This window comes from Cyanobium gracile UHCC 0281 (genome assembly GCF_034931305.1).
In the GTDB taxonomy this organism is placed as follows: domain Bacteria; phylum Cyanobacteriota; class Cyanobacteriia; order PCC-6307; family Cyanobiaceae; genus Cyanobium; species Cyanobium gracile_A.
Genome location: NZ_JAYGHY010000012.1, coordinates 18,066 through 36,289, shown reverse-complemented (window position 1 = coordinate 36,289; position 18,224 = coordinate 18,066). Strand labels below are relative to the sequence as shown.

The window sequence follows — 18,224 nt, the reverse complement described above, 5'->3', positions numbered from 1 at the left end:
GCGATGACGCCCGAGCGCCGCCAGCAACTCCTGGCCTTTCTGGAGAGTCTCGGTTTCGGCAGCGGCAACGGCCTGCTGCTCCTTGATCCGGCCGCCGATGCCGCCGCCCTGGCCACCATCGATGAGGCCCTGACCCACAGCTCCACCGGCCAGCCCCGCCACCACGACCGCCTGGAGTTCCTTGGCGATGCGGTGCTGCGACTGGCGGCCGCCGAGTTCCTGCGTTCGGCCCACCCCTCCCTGAGCGTGGGGGACAGCTCCGCCCTGCGGGCCCAGCTGGTGTCCGACCGTTGGCTGAGTGAGCTGGCCCGCACCATCGCCCTGGAGCCGGTGCTGCTGCTGGGTGCGATGGCCACCGGCGATCGGGCCGGCCGCGCCACCGTGCTGGCCGAATGCTGCGAAGCCCTGGTGGGCGCCATCTACACCGTGGGCGGCGGTCCCCAGGGCGGGCTGGTGGCCGTACAGCACTGGCTGGGCCCCCACTGGCAGGCCAGCGCCGCTGAGCTGCTGGCCGACCCCCTGCGCCACAACTGGAAGTCGGTGCTGCAGGAATGGAGCCAGGGCCAGGGGAAGGGCCTGCCCGCCTACCACTGCCGCGAGCGCAGCCGGGTGCATGGGGATCCGGAGCGCTTCGAGTGCCAGGTGGAAGTGGGCGGCCTCAGCGGTGAGGGCCGGGGCGGTTCGCGGCGGGAGGCGGAGCAGCAAGCGGCCAGGGCTGTCCTGGCGGCGCTCGAGCTCAGGCCTGCTCCAGGGTGCTGAGGGGCACGGTCACGAGCTTGTCCCAGTTGCCGCCTTCAAACAGCACCGCCGCCATCGCCCCGCTGATGCGCTGCACGAAGCCCTGGTAACCGTTGTAGATCGAGCGGGGATCGCGAACCACCACGGTGGAACCGGGCAGGATCGGGCTGCTGGCCATGGCGGAGGCCCCCAGGAGCCATCAAGTGGGGTCATTATCAATGCCTGGGTGCCCTGTTGCGGTGGCGGCGGGCACCGCCCCGGCCCATGGCGCGATGATGCGCCGCGATGGGAGCGATCTGGCCGTGGCCGACACCAGCAATGAGGCGCCCGGAGCCGACCCGGGGGAGCTGATGGCCGTAGGCCGCTTCGTGGCGGCCCAGGGCATGGGCGGCGAGGTGCGTCTGCTGCCCCTCAGCGACTTCCCCGAACGCTTCACCAGGCCAGGCCAGCGCTGGCTGCAGGCCCCCAAGGGCGAACCCCGCCAGGTGCGGCTGCTGGCCGGTCGGCCCCTGCCGGGCAAGAACCTGTTCGTGCTGCGCCTTGAAGGCGTCAGCGACCGCACCGCGGCCGAAGCTCTGGTGGATCAGCACCTGCTGGTGCCCGCCAACGACCGTCCCAGCCTGGAGCCGGGGGAATTCCACCTCCTCGATCTGGTGGGGCTCCAGGTGCGGCTGCTGGAGGAGCCGCAGGCGTCCCTCGGCACCGTGACCGACCTGATCCACGCCGGCAACGATCTGCTGGAGGTGGAGCTCACGGCGGGGGGCCGGCGGTTGCTGATCCCCTTCGTGGAGGCGATCGTGCCGGAGGTGAATCTGGCGGAGGGCTGGATCGGCCTCACGCCGCCCCCCGGCCTGCTGGACCTCTGAAGTGGCCCCGGGTGCACAGGAACGCTGACGGCCGGGGTCACCTCGGGTTGAATGGGGCCGTCTGATGGTCCTGCGGGACCGCTGCCGCCTCCATGCCTTCCCCCTCCCTGGTTCCGGTGATCCTCTGCGGCGGCACCGGCACCCGCCTCTGGCCCCTGTCCCGGGCCAGCTACCCCAAGCAGTACTGGCCCCTGGCTGGGACCACCGAGGAAACTCTCCTCCAGCAGACCCACCAGCGCCTGCAGGGCCTCCCGGACCTGGCGCCGCCGCTGCTGATCTGCAACGAAGACCATCGCTTCATCGTCGCCGAACAGATGCGCCAGATCGGCGTGGAGCCGGCGGCGATCCTGCTGGAGCCGGTGGGGCGCAACACAGCGCCGGCAGTGGCGGTGGCGGCCCTGCAGGCCACCGCCCGCGGTGACGACCCCCTGCTGCTGATCCTGGCCGCCGATCACGTCATTCGCCGCGCCGCCGATTTCCGCGCCACCGTGGCCGCCGGCATGGCCGCCGCTACCGCCGGCCAGCTGGTCAGCTTCGGCATCGTGCCCACCAGCGCCGAAACCGGCTACGGCTACATCGAGGCCGCCCGACCCATGGCCGCCACCACACCCGTACCGATCGCCCGCTTCGTGGAGAAGCCGGACAAGGTCACCGCCGAGGGCTTCCTCGCCACCGGCCGCTTCACCTGGAACAGCGGCATGTTTCTGTTCCGCGCCAGCACGATCCTGGCGGAACTCGAGCGCTTCGCCCCCGAGGTGGTGGGCGCCTGCCGCACGGCCCTGGAGCAGGACAGCGCCGACCTGGAGTTCCTGCGGCTGGAGCGGGAGGCCTTCGCCAACGGCCCCAGCATCGCCATCGACGTGGCGGTGATGGAGAAGACCGACCGGGGCGTCGTGCTGCCCCTCGATGCCGACTGGAGCGATGTGGGCAGCTGGGGAGCCCTGTGGGAAACCTCCGAGCAGGACCACGAAGGCAACGTGCTGCGGGGCCGGGTGATCAGCGAGGGCAGCCGCAACTGCTATCTGCGCAGCGAACACCGGTTGGTGGTGGGGCTGGGTGTGGAGGACCTGGTGGTGGTCGAGACCGACGACGTGGTGCTCGTGGCCCATCGCGACCGGGCCCAGGAGGTGAAAGGGATCGTCGGCCGGCTGGAACGGGACGGCGCCCCCGAGAGCCGCGCCCACCGCCGCATCTACCGGCCCTGGGGCCATTACGACGGCGTGGTGGAAGGGGAGCGCTGGCAGGTCAAGAAGATCTCAGTGAAGCCCGGCGCCAGCCTCTCCCTGCAGATGCATCACCACCGGGCCGAGCACTGGGTGGTGGTGCGGGGCACCGCCGTGGTGGAGAAGGACGGCGTGGAGGAGCTGGTGGGCGAGAACCAGAGCACCTACATCCCCCTCGGTGCCCGGCACCGCCTCACCAATCCAGGCAAGATCCCCATGGAGCTGATCGAGGTGCAGAGCGGCCCCTACCTCGGGGAGGACGACATCGTCCGCTTCGACGACCAGTACGGGCGCAGTGACGCCCCAGCGCTGCGCCCCTGCTGAGGACTTTGTCCATCCAGAAGACTGTGTCCAGGCTGTCGGCGGCGGCGACGCGCTGGTTGAGAACCCTCAAACGCACACTGGCGGCCCGGATCACCCGGTATCAGGCCCGGCGCATCCTGCGGGCAATGGAGCGCGCCTCACCGTCGCCCTTCGCCACAGTCCCTGCAGAGGGATACCAGCGAGGCATCGATTTCTACAGCCGCCAGGAACTGATCGCGACCCTGCAGAACGTCCTGGCGACCTATCGGACGGCTTGCGGCCGGTTTCCCAATCTGGTGTCACCTCAGCTCTATTCCGAGAAGGTGAACCACGCGAAGTTCTTCGCGCCCATCAAGGTGCCGGCCAGTGGCAACAAACTGCTCACGGCCCACTTCCTTCCCCCGGCCCTCGAAGGCCGCGTAAGCCTGCCGGAAGTGGTCTGGCACGACCAGCAGCCCGCCCTGCCAGCCAATGAAAGCCTGGCGCCCGGCGATTACTACCTCAAGGCCAGCCACGGCTCGGGGATGGTCAAGAAAGTGAGCTTCCCGCTGGATGCCATGCAGCGCAAAGTGCTGGAAGCGACCTGCCAGCAGTGGCTGAGCCGCCCCTACGGCCTCGAACAGGGGGAATGGTGGTACAACGCCTTTCCACCGCATCTCCTGTTGGAGAGATCGGTCTCGGCCCGCACGCCGTCGATCAGCCTGCTCTTTTATGTCCTCGGTGGCGACGTCGCCCTGATCACGGTCTTTGCCAAGGCGCTGAGTCCTGGGGTGCCCAACCGGCGTCTCCTGCTGGACGGAAGCTTTCAAGCTCACGCCGAACAGGATCCCGAGGAGATGCGGCTTGGGGATCTCGATCTCAGCGAGCCCTTGAAGCAACGCTGCCTGGAGGTGGCCCGCACCCTCGGTGCCCAGTTCCGCTCTGTCAGGATCGACCTGATGGTGGGAGACGACGAGCGGATCTACCTCAACGAGGTCACCTTCTCCCCCAATGCCGGCCTGCCCTTCGTCGGCAGGGAACTCGACCGGCGACTCGGGAGCCTCTGGCAGGGGGCGGGCCTGTGGCGCTGAGGTCGCCGGAAGCCGTGGAAAGCTCTCGATCCCACTCCCCAAGGGAGGGTGTCGGTCCTGGGACCGCCGAAGGCGGCGTTGCCCGCCAAGCGGGCTCACCCGCCGCTGGAGGTCCGAGGACCGACACCCTCACTCGACGGTGACGCTCTTGGCCAGGTTCCGCGGCTGATCGACGTCGAGGCCACGATGGGCGGCGATGTGATAACTCAGCAGCTGCATCGGGATCACCGTGAGCAGGGGGCTGAGCAGTTCGTCCACCTCAGGCAGCGGCAGCAGCACATCGAACAGTTCGGTGTCCGGGCAGGCGGGAGCGACGCCGATCAGCTGGGCGTCGCGGGCCTTGGCCTCCTGGGCATTGGAGAGCACCTTCTCGAACACGCTGCCGGGGACGGCGATCGACACCACCGGCACCCGGGCATCGAGCAGGGCGATCGGGCCGTGCTTCATCTCCCCCGCCGGGTAGCCCTCGGCGTGGATGTAGCTGATCTCCTTGAGCTTGAGGGCCCCTTCCATGGCGATCGGGTAGTTGATCCCCCGTCCCAGGAAGATCACGTCCTGGGTGTCGGCGAACAGATGGGCCAGCTCGGCGCAGCAGCGGTCATGGTCGTCGACCAGCTGCTGCAGCACCGAAGGCAGCGCCCGCAGCTGCTCCGCCAGGGCCCGCAGCTCGGCGGGGGTGCGGCCGCCGCCCAGGGGGTGGGCCGTGCCGCCGCGGCGTTCGGCGAAGGACAGCGCCAAGCCGTAGAAGGCCAGCAGCTGGCCGAGGAAGGTCTTGGTGGCGGCCACGCCCACCTCGATGCCGGCACCGATGTCGAGCAGGTGGGTCACCATCCGGCCGAGGGAACTCTCCGGGCGGTTGGTGATGCCCAGCAGGCGCGGCGCGTAGGACGGATCGGCCACCAGGAAGCGCCGCTCCTGCTCCATCGCCAGGGCGGCGAGGGTGTCGGCCGTCTCGCCTGACTGGGTGACACCGATGGTGAGCGTGTGGGGCTCCAGCGGCGGCGGGGCATAGCGGAACTCGCTGGCATAGAACACTGACGTGGGCAACCCCGCCAGCTGCTCCAGCAGATGGGCGCCCACCTGGGCCGCATGGCGGCTGGTGCCACAGGCCAGGATCTGGATCCGCTCCACCCCCTCGTAGACAGACTCGTCGAGGGGGAGCGCCACCAGGGCTCCTTCCGGCAGGTGGCGCGCCACCCACAGGGCCATGGTTTCGGGTTGCTCGTGGATCTCCTTGTGCATGAAATGGCGGAAGCTGCGCTTGTCCGCCACGTGCTCGGTGCCCACCAGCAGGGTGGGGTTGCGCTGCACCCGCGCCCCGGCGCCGTCGTAGAGCTCAATCCCCAGGGGCGTCAGCAGGGCCACCTCCCCGTCCTGCATCGGCAGGATCGTGCGGGTGAAGCCCGCCAGGGCCGGCGTATCGCTGGCGCAGAGAAACTCCCCCTCCCCCAGGCCGATCAGCAGCGGTGCCTGCCGCCGGGCCACCACCACGGCCCCGGGCACTGCCGCCCACACCACCGCCAGGGCGTAGGCCCCCTGCAACAGGGGCAGCACCTGCTGCAGGGCCTCCAGCAACAGTGCTGGCGAGGCCACCGCCCCTTCAGCCTGCCGCTGCCGCAACCACCGGGAGAGCAGATGGGGGATCACCTCGGTGTCGGTGTCGGAGCGGAACGCCACGCCTTCGGCCTGCAGCTCCTCCCGGAGGCTGCGGTGGTTCTCGATGATGCCGTTCTGCACCACGGCCAGCTGGCCACTGCCATCCAGGTGCGGGTGGGCGTTGCGCTCCTCCGGCTTGCCGTGGGTGGCCCAGCGGGTGTGGCCGATGCCGCACTGGCCGGGGGCCCCCTGTTCCTCGTAGCGGGCCGTGAGGTTGACCAGCTTGCCCTCGGCCTTGAGGCAGTGCAGGCCGGCCGCGTCAACGGTGGCGATGCCGGCGGAGTCGTAGCCGCGGTACTCCAGCTGGCGCAGACCTTCCAGCAGCTGGGGGGCCGCCTCCCGTGAGCCGATCAGGGCAACGATGCCGCACATAGGAGAAGCAATCCGGCGGGAAACGGGGTGGGGGCCAAAAAAAAGCCCGGCGCTGGCGCCGGGCAAGAGCTTATGGGAGGGCAGCGGCGCCGCCCGGTGTCAGTAGGCCAGGCCCATGGAGCGGCTGGTCTCGTCGCCGAGATAGACGCGGATGCTCAGGAAGTCGGTGGGGCAGGCGGTTTCGCAGCGCTTGCAGCCGACGCAGTCTTCGGTGCGGGGCGAGGAAGCGATCTGGGCGGCCTTGCAGCCATCCCAGGGCACCATCTCGAGAACGTCGAGGGGGCAGGCACGGACGCACTGGGTGCAGCCAATGCAGGTGTCGTAGATCTTGACGGCGTGGGACATGCCAGGGCCGGGAACGAACGGCGAGGTGCCCAAAGTACCCACACCGTTCCGGCGCAGGGCCGGACCCGACGTCGGCCGTCACCCTTGTTCATACGGCGAAAGGGCCCGACCGGGGCGACCCGTAGGATGCTGCCTCCCTCACAGCAGCCATGTCCCAGGAAGCGATCTTCGAGAAAGTCCGGTCGATCGTTGCCGAACAGCTCAGCGTGGAGGCTGACGAGGTGAAGCCGGAATCCAACTTCCAGAACGACCTGGGAGCTGATTCCCTCGACACCGTCGAGCTGGTGATGGCCCTGGAGGAAGCCTTCGACATCGAGATCCCCGACGAGTCGGCCGAAGGGATCACCACGGTGGGCGACGCCGTCAAATACATCCAAGAGAAGCAGGCCTGAGGCGTCCATGGTGGAGGGTCTCCGCCGCGTCGTCGTCACCGGCCTGGGCGCGGTCACACCGATCGGCAACAACGTCGCGGATTACTGGGAGGGGCTGATCAGCGGCCGCAATGGGGTGGCGCCGATCACCCTCTTTGATGCCTCCCGTCATGCCTGCCGCTTCGCCGCCGAAGTCAAGGACTTCGATACGGCCGGCTGGCTCGAGCCGAAGGAAGCGAAGCGCTGGGATCGCTTCTGTCAGTTCGGCGTGGTTGCTGCCAAACAGGCGGTGGCCGATGCCGGTCTCAGCATCGACGACAGCAATGCCCAGCGGGTCGGGGTGGCGATCGGCTCCGGCGTGGGCGGACTGCTGATGATGGAAACCCAGGCCCACGTTCTGGCCGACCGCGGTCCCGACCGGGTCAGCCCGTTCTGCGTGCCGATGATGATCCCCAACATGGCCACCGGGCTGGCGGCCATCGCCATCGGCGCCAAGGGTCCCAGCAGCGCCGTGGCCACCGCCTGCGCCGCCGGCTCCAACGCCATCGGTGACGCCTTCCGGCTGATCCAGATGGGCCTGGCGGACGCCATGGTCTGCGGCGGGGCCGAATCGGCGATCACTCCCCTGGGGGTGGCCGGCTTCGCCAGCGCCCGGGCCCTCTCGTTCCGCAACGATGACCCCGCCACGGCCAGCCGTCCCTTCGACGCCGAACGCAACGGCTTCGTGATCGGCGAGGGGGCTGGGGTGCTGGTGCTGGAAAGCCTCGAGCACGCCACGGCCAGGGGCGCCCGCGTGTTCGGCGAGATCGTCGGCTACGGCATGACCTGCGACGCCTACCACTACACGCTTCCCTCCCCGGGCGGTGTGGGGGCGGCGGAAGCCATCCGGCTGGCCCTGGCCGATGCCCGGCTGGAGCCGGAGGCGGTGGATTACGTCAACGCCCACGGCACCAGCACCCAGGCGAACGACAGCAACGAGACCGCCGCCATCAAGTCGGCCCTCGGGACCCACGCCATGACCATCCCGGTCAGTTCCACCAAGTCGATGACCGGCCACCTGCTGGGCGGCAGCGGCGGTATCGAAGCGATTGCCGCGGTGCTGGCGGTGGCCCACAACCATGTACCGCCTACGATCAACTACAGCACGCCCGATCCCGCCTGCGATCTGGATGTGGTGCCCAACCAGGCCCGGGAACACAACGTCAACGTCGTGCTTTCCAACTCCTTCGGATTCGGCGGCCACAACGTCTGCCTCGCCTTCCGCCGGATGCCCTGATCACCCGGCGCCCCATCCCAGGACCACCTCCCTCCTCCCTGCACTCCCCCGTCAAGCCATGGTCGCCGCCCCCACCACCCAGGTCGAGAGCCACGTAGAGACGCTCTGCATCAACAGCATCCGCTTCCTGGCGGTCGATGCGATCAACAAGTCCAACTCGGGCCACCCCGGCCTGCCGATGGGCTGCGCTCCGATGGCCTTTTCCCTGTGGGACAAGGTGCTGCGCCACAACCCGAAGAATCCGCAGTGGTTCAACCGCGACCGCTTCGTGCTCTCGGCCGGCCACGGCTGCATGCTGCTGTACGCGCTGCTGCACCTCACCGGCTACGACAGCGTCACCCTGGAGGACCTCAAGCAGTTCCGCCAGTGGGGCTCCCGCACCCCCGGCCACCCGGAAACCTTTGAAACCCCGGGCGTGGAAGTCACCACCGGCCCCCTGGGTCAGGGCATCTCCAATGCCGTGGGCCTGGCGATCGCCGAAGCCCACCTGGCCGCAAAGTTCAACAGGCCCGACGCCACGATCGTCGACCACTACACCTACGTGCTGATGGGTGACGGCTGCAACCAGGAGGGCGTCTCCAGCGAGGCCGCCTCCCTGGCCGGCCACCTGGGACTGGGCAAGCTGATCGCCCTCTACGACGACAACCACATCACCATCGACGGCAACACCGGCGTGTCCTTCACCGAGGACGTGCTGAAGCGCTACGAGGCCTACGGCTGGCATGTGCAGCACGTCGAAGACGGCAACACCGACGTGGCCGCCATCACCCGGGCGATCGAGGCGGCCAAAGCGGTCACCGACCGGCCCAGCCTGATCAAGGTCACCACCACCATCGGCTACGGCTCCCCCAACAAGGCCAACACCGCCGGCGTGCACGGCGCCGCCCTAGGGGCCGAGGAGGCCGAACTCACCCGCCAGCAGTTGGAGTGGAGCTACGGGGCCTTCGAAGTGCCCGAGCCCGCCTACGAGCACTGGCGTCAGGCCATCCAACGGGGCGCCGCCGCCGAATCCGACTGGAACGCCACCCTTGAGAGCTACCGCACCCGCTATCCCGCCGAAGCCGCCGAGTTCGAGCGCCTGCTGCGCGGTGAACTGCCCGAGGGCTGGGATGCCTCGCTGCCCGTCTTCACCCCCGCCGACAAAGGCCTGGCCACCCGCCAGCACTCCTACAACGCCCTCAACGCCTTCGGCCCCAGCCTGCCCGAACTGATCGGCGGCTCCGCCGACCTCACCCACTCCAACCTCACCGACATCAAGGGCGAGGCCAGCTTCCAGAAGGGCTTCGAAGCCAACCGCTACCTGCACTTCGGTGTGCGCGAGCACGCCATGGCGGCGATCCTCAACGGCATCGCTTACCACAACAGCGGCCTGATTCCCTATGGCGGCACCTTCCTGGTGTTCGCCGGCTACATGATCGGCGCCATGCGGCTGTCGGCCCTCTCCCAGCTGGGGGTGATCTACGTGCTCACCCACGATTCGATCGGCCTGGGCGAAGACGGCCCCACCCACCAGCCCGTGGAGACCCTCGCCAACCTACGTGCCATTCCCAACATGTTGGTGATCCGCCCCGGCGACGGCAACGAGACCATGGGGGCCTACAAGGTCGCCGTCACCAACCGCAAGCGCCCCACGGTGCTGGCCCTCAGCCGCCAGGCCATGGTCAACCAGGCCAACTCCGCCGCCGAGAAGGTGGCCCAGGGCGGCTACATCCTTGAGGATTGCAGCGGCACCCCGGATCTGATCCTGATCGGCACCGGCACCGAGCTCGACCTCTGCGTCAAGGCCGCCGCCCAGCTCACTGCCGAAGGCAAGGCGGTGCGGGTCGTTTCGATGCCCTGCGTCGAGCTGTTCGAGGAGCAGGACGCCGCCTACCGCGAGTCGGTACTGCCGGCGGCTGTTCGCAAGCGGGTGGTGGTGGAAGCCTCCAGCTCCTTCGGCTGGCACAAGTACAGCGGCTTCGATGGCGCCACCGTCTCGATCGACAGCTTCGGTGCCTCCGCCCCGGGCGGCGTCTGCCTGGAGAAGTTCGGCTTCACCGTCGACAACGTGGTGGCCACGGCGAAGGCGCTGGGCTGATCGGATCCTCCCAAAAAAGCCAAGGGTTGGCTTGACCATTACCGAAGCCGGGCCGCCATGGTCCGGCTTTTTCATGGCGGATTGTGGCTCTGGCTGCCGTTCAGCGCTGACGGGATGGCACGTTGTGGCGGCTGCGCTCCACCACCAGGGGCAGGCGCAGGGTGCGCTGGTTGATGAAGCCGATGTATTCGCCCAGGATCCCGAGCGCGAACATCATCGCGCCGGCGAAGAACAGCGCCGAGATTGAGAGCATGGCCAGGCCAAACTGGAAGCTATCCCAGAAGATCAGCTTGCTGAGCATCACCACGAACGACAGCAGGATCGAGAGGGCCCCGAGCGACAGGCCGGCTGTGGTGATCAGGCGCATCGGCTTGCGGGAGGAGGTGACGATGCCAAGCACGCCGAAATCCACCAGGAACGACAGGGAGGCAGAACTGCTGCCCCCCTTGCGATCGGCACTCACGTAGGGAATCGTCGACCACTTGAAGCCGATGGCGCAGACCAGACCCTTGATGAAGGGGTAGGAATCGATCGACTCCCGCAGGGCCAGGATCACCGAACGGTCGTAGATGCCGAAACCGGTGGTATCGCGAACCATCGGATAGTCGGAGAGCCAGGAGAGCGTGGCGTAGTAGATCTTCTTGCAGAGAAACAGGATCGGGCTCTCATGGCTCGAACGCCGAACGGCAAAGATCACCTGGTTGTCGCCCTGCTTCCAGGCCGTGATCAGATCGGCCACCAACTCGGGGGGATCCTGAAGATCGGCCATCAGAAAGACATTGGCATCAGCATCCGGGACTAGCAGAGCGTTGGCGGAGGAGCGCACAAAGCCGAAGTTCGAGACATTGCGAATCAGGCCAACCCGCGAATCCCGTGCCGCCAATCCCTCAATCAGTGCGACCGTGTGGTCGGTGGAGCAATTATCGGCAAATACAACCGAGAAAGCATCGTCAGGGAACTGCTCAAGAACCTTTGACAGCCTCACATAGAGGGCTTCAACGTTGGAAGACTCGTTGTAACATGGAATGCAAATGGCGATATGATGGCCCAATGTTGACGAAAAGCATGCTGCAGGCAGTGTATCTTTTGGCTGCCGTTCTCGCGGCATGCCTGGGCCAATTCATCTTGCGGATCCGACCTCCTGCCGAAGGCATCCGCACCTCAATGCTTTATCTGGTGGCCTCTCTGCTTTGCTATGGCGCGTCGTTCGGGATCACGGCACTCGTGCTGCCCGCCGCCGACCGCAAACTGGCGGTTTTGATGCTGAGCCTGCAGTATCCGCTTCTCTATGTGCTCTTCGCGCTCAAGGATTCGGCCGCACTTCAGCCGGCAAGCCTGGTGGCAATCACCCTCGGCTATGCGATCGTCGCTGTGGGTATGTTCGGGCGTTAGGTTTTGCCGGCACAGAGAAGCTGAATCTGCCGCTGGCCTAGGTGGAAATTCCACGTTGGACCTCCAAAAATCTGAATTGGCTGAGGACGTGGACTGCCGCATTGCTCGCTCAGCTGACCCTCGTAGCCGATGGTTCTGATCTGCCCCGTTGGACTCACGTCAAAGACAGGCCTGTTGATGACATTGTTGTGATAGAAAACGACGGTCAGCACCAGCCAGATGGCCAGGGAACGAGCTGTTGCACTGTTACGCGTTCGTTGGTCCCGGGCCAGAAAAAAGAAGGCCAATACCAACACTGACAGAAACAGGACAGTGTTCCAATAGAAGAAGCGCCCGCCCGCATCTTCAACGCTCAACATCTTCAGGTCCACCCCGCGACGGGTCGCCACCAGCAGGCTGGAGAAGGAGAGCACCAGGGTGGAGAAGATGGCCAGGTAAAGCAGGGCCGGCTGGCCCATGCGCGCTGTCACCACACGCACGGCCAACACGACCAGGAGCAGCACCCCGAGCACGGCCAGCAGTTGCAGGGGATCGGGCAGGTCCCGCAGGTACCACCAGGGCTTGTAGCCCCCCAGCAGCGGGGCGATCATGTGCACCGTGAACCAGTCGAGCAGCACTCCGGGCCGCATCAGCAGCTTGGCCAGCGCCTGGGCCGTGGAGAGGGGGTAGTTGGTCTGCAGCTGGGAAAAGTAGATCTGCAGGGACGACAGCAGCACCGGCAGGCTCAGCCACAGGGGCCGGAGCGGCAGCCGGCGGCGACGCAGGCCAGCGAAGATCATCAGCGGAATCGTGTAGAGAGCCATGAACGGGCCGGTGAACGCCGCCACCAGCCCGTAGAGGAACAACGCTCCCTTGAGGAGCGGAGATCGGAAGACCTCCGCACGCCCAGTGCCCTGCTGCGCCACCACGCCATAGGCGATCAGGATGAAGCCGAGCGGGAAGAAGATGTAGGCATTGGGCAGATTCAGATAGGTTTCGCCTGCATAGGGGTAGTAGACGTAGGGGATGTAGGCCAGCCGCAACACCCGGCTGAACACCCCGGCGCCGATCAGGGCCTCGACGCTGACCAGGGGCAGCAGGTACGACACCCAGGCCACCAGCAGAAAGAAGCCGGGATAGGCCAGCGGCGAAAGAAGATTCACGGCCGTCAGGGCGGTGATCCGCTGCAGAAGATGGCTGTAGCCCGCATACAGCTGAACCAGCGATCCGGCGCCCTGATCAATGGCCTGCTGCAGGAAGATCGAGCCATCTTCCGCGTAGAGACCGGGTTGCAGCGATACGGACGGGCGCCGCAGGTGGTAGCCGAGGGCGCAGAGGCCGATCAGGGCGGCGGAGACGAGAAAAGCGTGGAGCCGGGGAGGCAGCCGCTGCTCCGCTGACTGCCGGAACGTCTGGATCCTCTGGAGGACAGTGACCATGGTTCTGCGCAACGGCTTGATTCAGGCCGCCATCAGGTTGGTTTCGGTCCACGCGAGCATGCGGCTGACCCCATCGCGGCAGGAGATGGCCGGCGACCAGCCGAGCAGCCGCCCAGCCTTGCCGATATCGGCGATGAAGCAATCCTGGTCGCTGGCCCGCCGGGGGGTGGGCGTGTACACCAGCGGCGGGATAGCCAGCAGCTCGGCAAGCAGGGCGAACAGCTCCAGCAGGCTGAGGGAATTGGCCACGCCGCCACCGATGTTGAAGATCTCGCCGTTCATCTGTTCCCTGTGGTCGTAGGCGGCCCGGTAAAGGCGGATCAGGTCGTCGGCGTGGAGCACGTCGCGCACCTGCTTGCCGGTGCCGGCGATGGTGAAAGGCTCGGGGGAAACGCCGGCGAGGTGGGCCCGCTTCTGCTCGATCGCCTTCTGGCAGAACCAGCCCACCCAGCCCTGGTCGAAGGAGGCGAACTGGCGGCCGCCGAAGATCGAGGAATGGCGGAAGACCACCGTTTTCAGGCCATAGACCCTGGCCCAGTCACGCACATACTGGTCGGCGGCGCCCTTGGAGCAGCCGTAGGGGGTGGAGAAATCCAGCCCCAGCGATTCGTCGAGCCCTTCGGGGTGATCCGGCAGCCGGTAGCGGGTGGCGGTCTCCTCGTAGCGCAGCCCCTCCAGATCCCCGTAGACCTTGTTGGTGCTGCTGTAGGCGATCAGGGCTTCAGGAGAAAGGGCCCGGGCGGCTTCGAGCACAGCGAAGGTGCCGAGCACGTTGGTCTGCAGGTCGCGGGCGGGATCGGTCAGGGAGGTGGTCATCGCCACCTGGCCGCCCACATGGCAGATGTAGTCGAAGGGGGCGTGGCGGCGGAACACGGCCAGCACGGCCTCGGCCTCGGCCAGATCGGCCTGGATGAAGTGGAAGCGGCCCGGGGCGGCCTGCTGCTCCAGCCAGTTCAGGTTGGCCGCCGAACCGCGCCGGAACAGGGCGTCGACCACGATCACCTCGGCCCCTTGTTGAAGGTAGGAGGCGGCCAGGTTGGAGCCGAGAAAGCCGCAACCGCCGGTGATCAGGACCTTCATCGGATTCAGGGGAGGGGAGAGGCCGGAATCCTCAGCCCGCGCAGGTCGGGCACATACCGTTCGATCTGATCGGGGCGGTCGGGAAGGCTGGCGGGCAGCAATCTACCGGTCGCCCCCAGGCGCCCCCATTCCGCCTCGGCGAAGGCCAGCAGGCTGGTGGCGGCCCCCGAACCGATGTTGGTCACCAGGGGTACTCCGGCGATGAGGTCGGGGCGCGTGCAGGCCTCCAGCAGGTGGGTGGCCACGGCGGCGACGGGAATGAAATCGCTGACCTGCCGGCCCGATGTCATGGGGAAATCGTCGCCGGCGAGGGCGGCACGGCGCAGGGACGGCCAGAAGTTGCCCGCAAACTGGCCCTCGCCATAGGCCGTGAAGATGCGGCCGTAGAAGAGCTCCAGGCCCCGCTCGATGGCGAAGGTGCGCAGCAGCTGGAACGCTGCCGCCTTGCTGGCCCCGTAAGCGCTGAGGGGCTCCAGGGGGGCGTCGGGGGGAATGGCGTCGTAGCGGCGGGCGGCATTGCCGTACTCGTGGCTGGTGCCGGTGACGACGCAGCGGCGCACCCCAGCGTCCGCTGCCAGCTCCAGCAGCCGCAGGCTGCCGGCCACGTTGGCCTGCATCAGCTCGGCCCATGGCACCTGCTTCGGGCTCACCCCCGCCGAGGCCAGGTGCAGCACAACCTCCACCCCCTGCAGCTGGGGGGCGGTGAGGCTGTGCAGATCGCCCTCGCACCATTCGGGCTGGCAGGGCAGGGGAATCACCGGGGCGGAGGCGGGGCTGCGGCGCAGGGCCCGCACCTGGTGGCCCGCCGCCAGGGCCGCCGCCAGCACGTGGGAGCCGACGAAACCGGTGCCGCCGGTGAGGAACAGCCGCATCAGGCCTGGCAGAAGGCCCGGATCACGGCGATCTCCTTGGCCAGCATCGGAGCCGTCAGGCCCGGGTAGGTACCCAGGAACAGGGTGTCGACCATGATCGCATCGGCGCCGGCCAGATCGCCCACCACCCGCAGGGCCTCGGGGCGATCGGCGCGCAGCTGCACGAAGGCCGGCTGGCGCACCAGATTGCCGCCGAACAGCATGCGGTTGCCGATGCGGTGGGCATCAAGCTCCCGGGCCAGGTCGGTGCGGCGGAAGGGGGCGTCGGGTTTCACCGAGATCTTGAAGCCGAACCAGGAGCAGTCGGTACGGCAGCCCGTGGCATCCCAGGAGAAGCCACCCGCCGGATCCCAGCCGGTGGCGTGGGTGGGCAGGGAGAACTCCAGCACGGACTCGGTGGCCACCAGCCCCTCGCGCAGGGTCTGCCAGTTGCGCTTGCGGGCCTCGATGAACTCCGGCAGGCGGCGCAGCTGCACACGGCCGATGGCGGCCTGGGGATCGAGCGGTTTGAGGTTGAAGCCCAGGTGGCTGTAGATGTACTTGTGGTCGTAGCCGGCGGGCAGTTCGCCCAGCTGCCAGTCGAAGCGCTTGCCGCAGGTGTCGTCCTTGCCGGAGGGGCACCAGCAGTCGCGGCCCCAGTCGCGGAAGCTCTCGGCAACCACCTTGAGCTTCTGGTCGCGAATGATGTTGACGGCGCCGCCCTCGCCCATGGTGAGGTGGTGGGGCGGGTAGAAGCTCTGGGTGCTGATGTCGCCCCAGGTGCCGGTCCAGCGGATGACGCGGTCGGGACCCTCATCGAGGCCGGGGCTGTTGGTGGTGAAGCCGAGGGATTCGGCCAGCTCCCGGGGCATGGAATAGGAGCAGCCCAGGGCGTCGCAGTTGTCCTCCACCAGATAGAGGTCGTGGGCGCGGCAGAAGCGCAGCACGGCCGTCAAATCGAAGGGATTGCCCAGGGCGTGAGCCATCATCACGGCCTTGGTGACCCCGGGGCGGTAGGCCGCTTCGAGCTGGTCGCAGCGGGCGTTGCCGGTGATCGGGTCGGCGTCGATGAACACCGGCACCGCGCCCACCTGCAGGATCGGCGCCACGGTGGTGGGGAAGCCGGCCGCCACGGTGATCACCTCGTCACCGGGCCGCAGGCGCCGCTCTGCCGGCAGGCGGTGGGAGGTGAGGGCCGAGATGGCCACCAGATTCGCCGAGGAGCCGGAATTGACCAGCAGGCTGTGGCGCACCCCCAGGAAGGCCGCCAGCTCGCTTTCCATCGCCGCCCCCTCGCTTCCGAGGGTGAGCCAGAAGTCGAGGGTGGTGCCCACGGCCGCCTCCACTTCGTCTTCGGTGAAGACCCGGCCCGCGTAGGGAATCGTCTGGCCGTCGGTATGGGGGGTGCGATCCGGGTCGTCGCCGGGGCGGAAGGCGGCGTGGGCCCGGCGGGCGTAGTCGCGGGTGAGACGCAGGATCTCCTGCTTGAGCTGGTCGAGGTCGGCGGTCATGGGGTGGATCGGCCCGGCGGGCAGCAGGCGAGATAGGCGGTGAGGTCGTCGAGGCAGCAGGCCAGGGGGTCGTCGCCTGCTTCGATCACGCGGCGGTACCACTGAAGCGTGCGGGCGGTGGTGGTGGCGAAATCCCAGCGGGGCGACCAGCCGAGGCGGTGGTGGGCCTTGTCCACCACCAGGTTGAGCAGGCCAGCCTCGTGGGGGGCGATGGGATCGGAGGCATCGATCCAGGTGCCGGGCCAGTGCACCAGGGCCTGCTCCACCAACTCCTGCACGGGCCGGTTGGCCTCCAGCTGGGGACCGAAGTTGAAGGCTTCGGCCATGGCCGCGCCGCGGGCCGGCTCGGCGAGGGCCTCGGCCAGGGCCAGGTAGCCGCCGAGGGGTTCGAGCACATGCTGCCAGGGCCGGGTGGCGGCGGGGTTGCGCAGGGTGATGGACTCACCGGCGCGCAGGGAGCGGACGGTGTCGGGAATGATGCGGTCGGCGGCCCAGTCGCCGCCACCGATGACGTTGCCGGCCCGGGCGCTGGCCAGGCGCAGGTGGGGCGACTGGTGGGGCAGGGTGCCGCAGTAGCTGGCGCGCCAGGAGCTGATGGCCAGCTCGGCAGCGGCCTTGCTGCTGCTGTAGGGGTCGTGGCCGCCAAGGGGGTCGTTCTCCCGGTAGCCGTAGAGCCATTCGTTGTTGCGGTACACCTTGTCGGTGGTGATCAGCACCGCGGCGCAGGGATGGGTGAGCGGGCGCAGGGCCTCGATCAGATGGATGGTGCCCAGGACGTTGGTTTCCCAGGTGAGCACCGGCTCGGCGTAGCTGCGGCGCACCAGGGGCTGGGCCGCCAGGTGCAGCACCACCTCCGGCTGGCAGCTCTCCACCAGCTGCGTGAGAGCGGCCGGATCACGCAGGTCGCCCACGTGGTGGGCGAGGCGGCTGGACAGGCCGAGCTGGTCGAACAGGGAGGGATCGGTGTCAGGCGCCAGGGCGAAACCTGACACGTTGGCCCCCAGCTCACAGAGCCAGAGGGACAGCCAGCTGCCCTTGAAGCCGGTATGGCCAGTGAGCAGCACGCGTCTGCCCTGCCAGAAGGCGGGATCGGGCTGCTGCCAGGCCCGCCTAGGGGAGGCGCCGGTCATGGTCAGCTCCAGATCTTCCAGGGGGCACGGCCCTGCTGCCAGAGGTCTCCGAGCCGCTGACAGTCGCGCAGGGTGTCCATGGGCTGCCAGTAGCCGCAGTGCTTGAAGGAATGTAGGGGGTCGTTGCGAGACAAGGCCTCCATGCGTTCGGCCTCAGCAGGCAGCTCCGTGGCAAGGGGGGGGGGGACCTGGATGGCCGGGTTGTGGTGCGGACCACTGCCTAAGGCCTCACACGCCACGGATAATCACTCCATAGCTCGCCTGGGCAGGAACGGCAGGGAACGCCCGATCCGGGATCCCCTCGAAAGGGCAGGAGTCCTGCTCAGAAGATTGGCTGGTTTCCATTCAAACAATATGGCAATACTCGCGAATCAACGCTGTGTTCACAACTCCCGGCGGCGGATGCCAGATCTGAACAAGCCACCGCTGTCCGTGGGTCTCAAACATCGACGTTGAATCTGTAGGCGGATAGCCGGACAGTGACTGACACCGGTCACAATCGATCGCCCCAAGGCATCGCCTGTATCAGTGACTGGAACGTATCC

The 18,224-nt window shown here is 67.7% G+C and carries 18 protein-coding genes; 8 read left to right on the top strand and 10 right to left on the bottom strand.

Annotated features, from left to right (window positions below):
- Positions 1-3: 3 nt before the first annotated feature.
- Positions 4-759: a ribonuclease III gene (gene rnc, locus VB739_RS05720; protein WP_323356144.1), complete on the top strand. Its 756-nt coding sequence runs from the start codon at positions 4-6 to the stop codon at positions 757-759.
- On the opposite strand, the gene VB739_RS05715 is transcribed toward rnc, so the two are convergent.
- Positions 737-916: an NAD(P)H dehydrogenase subunit NdhS gene (locus tag VB739_RS05715; RefSeq protein WP_015109734.1), complete on the bottom strand. Its 180-nt coding sequence runs from the start codon at positions 914-916 to the stop codon at positions 737-739. The two genes, rnc and VB739_RS05715, sit on opposite strands and share 23 nt — an antisense overlap.
- Positions 917-1,088: 172 nt before the next feature.
- On the opposite strand from VB739_RS05715, the gene rimM reads away from it, so the two are divergent.
- The 3 genes from rimM (at position 1,089) to VB739_RS05700 (ending at position 4,200) form a co-directional block, all read left to right on the top strand.
- Complete coding sequence (rimM, locus tag VB739_RS05710; protein WP_323356168.1) at positions 1,089-1,604, top strand: ribosome maturation factor RimM; 516 nt, start codon at positions 1,089-1,091, stop codon at positions 1,602-1,604.
- 92 nt (positions 1,605-1,696) lie between these two features.
- Positions 1,697-3,151 carry a mannose-1-phosphate guanylyltransferase/mannose-6-phosphate isomerase gene (locus tag VB739_RS05705; protein WP_323356143.1) on the top strand — a complete coding sequence of 485 codons (1,455 nt, stop codon included), beginning with the start codon at positions 1,697-1,699 and terminating at the stop codon, positions 3,149-3,151.
- Positions 3,152-3,174: 23 nt separating this feature from the next.
- Positions 3,175-4,200 (top strand): ATP-grasp fold amidoligase family protein, encoded by a 1,026-nt coding sequence (locus VB739_RS05700; RefSeq protein WP_323356142.1) that lies wholly within the window; start codon positions 3,175-3,177, stop codon positions 4,198-4,200.
- 129 nt (positions 4,201-4,329) lie between these two features.
- Here VB739_RS05700 and glmS read toward each other — a convergent pair whose 3' ends face one another.
- Positions 4,330-6,228 (bottom strand): glutamine--fructose-6-phosphate transaminase (isomerizing), encoded by a 1,899-nt coding sequence (glmS, locus tag VB739_RS05695; protein WP_323356141.1) that lies wholly within the window; start codon positions 6,226-6,228, stop codon positions 4,330-4,332.
- Positions 6,229-6,327: 99 nt separating this feature from the next.
- Entirely contained in the window at positions 6,328-6,573 is a 246-nt protein-coding gene (psaC, locus tag VB739_RS05690; protein WP_011377242.1) for a photosystem I iron-sulfur center protein PsaC, read from the bottom strand.
- Between the two features lie 149 nt (positions 6,574-6,722).
- On the opposite strand from psaC, the gene acpP reads away from it, so the two are divergent.
- The 3 genes from acpP to tkt are packed head-to-tail and all read left to right on the top strand — an operon-like array spanning position 6,723 to position 10,297.
- Positions 6,723-6,965, top strand: coding sequence for an acyl carrier protein (gene acpP / locus VB739_RS05685; protein WP_035833476.1), 243 nt, complete (start codon positions 6,723-6,725; stop codon positions 6,963-6,965).
- Positions 6,966-6,972: 7 nt separating this feature from the next.
- Positions 6,973-8,220, top strand: coding sequence for a beta-ketoacyl-ACP synthase II (fabF, locus tag VB739_RS05680; protein WP_323356140.1), 1,248 nt, complete (start codon positions 6,973-6,975; stop codon positions 8,218-8,220).
- A 58-nt stretch (positions 8,221-8,278) separates the two neighbouring features.
- The gene (tkt, locus tag VB739_RS05675; RefSeq protein WP_323356139.1) at positions 8,279-10,297 is read left to right on the top strand and encodes a transketolase; all 2,019 of its coding nucleotides are present in this window, start codon (positions 8,279-8,281) and stop codon (positions 10,295-10,297) included.
- A gap of 100 nt (positions 10,298-10,397) precedes the next feature.
- On the opposite strand, the gene VB739_RS05670 is transcribed toward tkt, so the two are convergent.
- The gene (locus VB739_RS05670; RefSeq protein ID WP_323356138.1) at positions 10,398-11,405 is read right to left on the bottom strand and encodes a glycosyltransferase family 2 protein; all 1,008 of its coding nucleotides are present in this window, start codon (positions 11,403-11,405) and stop codon (positions 10,398-10,400) included.
- On the opposite strand from VB739_RS05670, the gene VB739_RS05665 reads away from it, so the two are divergent.
- Complete coding sequence (locus VB739_RS05665) at positions 11,363-11,689, top strand: hypothetical protein (protein ID WP_323356169.1); 327 nt, start codon at positions 11,363-11,365, stop codon at positions 11,687-11,689. The genes VB739_RS05670 and VB739_RS05665 overlap by 43 nt on opposite strands.
- Here VB739_RS05665 and VB739_RS05660 read toward each other — a convergent pair.
- From VB739_RS05660 to VB739_RS05635, 6 genes are read right to left on the bottom strand one after another with little or no spacing between them, the layout of a single operon-like run.
- Complete coding sequence (locus VB739_RS05660) at positions 11,686-13,107, bottom strand: hypothetical protein (protein ID WP_323356137.1); 1,422 nt, start codon at positions 13,105-13,107, stop codon at positions 11,686-11,688. The two genes, VB739_RS05665 and VB739_RS05660, sit on opposite strands and share 4 nt — an antisense overlap.
- A 21-nt stretch (positions 13,108-13,128) precedes the next feature.
- Positions 13,129-14,187 carry an SDR family NAD(P)-dependent oxidoreductase gene (locus VB739_RS05655; protein ID WP_323356136.1) on the bottom strand — a complete coding sequence of 353 codons (1,059 nt, stop codon included), beginning with the start codon at positions 14,185-14,187 and terminating at the stop codon, positions 13,129-13,131.
- 5 nt (positions 14,188-14,192) lie between these two features.
- Positions 14,193-15,059 (bottom strand): NAD(P)-dependent oxidoreductase, encoded by an 867-nt coding sequence (locus tag VB739_RS05650; protein ID WP_323356135.1) that lies wholly within the window; start codon positions 15,057-15,059, stop codon positions 14,193-14,195.
- Entirely contained in the window at positions 15,059-16,549 is a 1,491-nt protein-coding gene (rfbH, locus tag VB739_RS05645; protein ID WP_323356134.1) for a lipopolysaccharide biosynthesis protein RfbH, read from the bottom strand. Before rfbH ends, VB739_RS05650 begins: the two co-directional genes overlap by 1 nt.
- Positions 16,546-17,679 carry a CDP-glucose 4,6-dehydratase gene (gene rfbG / locus VB739_RS05640; RefSeq protein ID WP_323356133.1) on the bottom strand — a complete coding sequence of 378 codons (1,134 nt, stop codon included), beginning with the start codon at positions 17,677-17,679 and terminating at the stop codon, positions 16,546-16,548. The genes rfbH and rfbG overlap by 4 nt, the downstream gene beginning before the upstream one ends.
- A 2-nt stretch (positions 17,680-17,681) precedes the next feature.
- A complete protein-coding gene (locus tag VB739_RS05635) occupies positions 17,682-17,822 on the bottom strand; it encodes a hypothetical protein (protein WP_323356132.1) in 141 nt (46 codons plus the stop codon).
- Positions 17,823-18,224 lie beyond the last annotated feature (402 nt).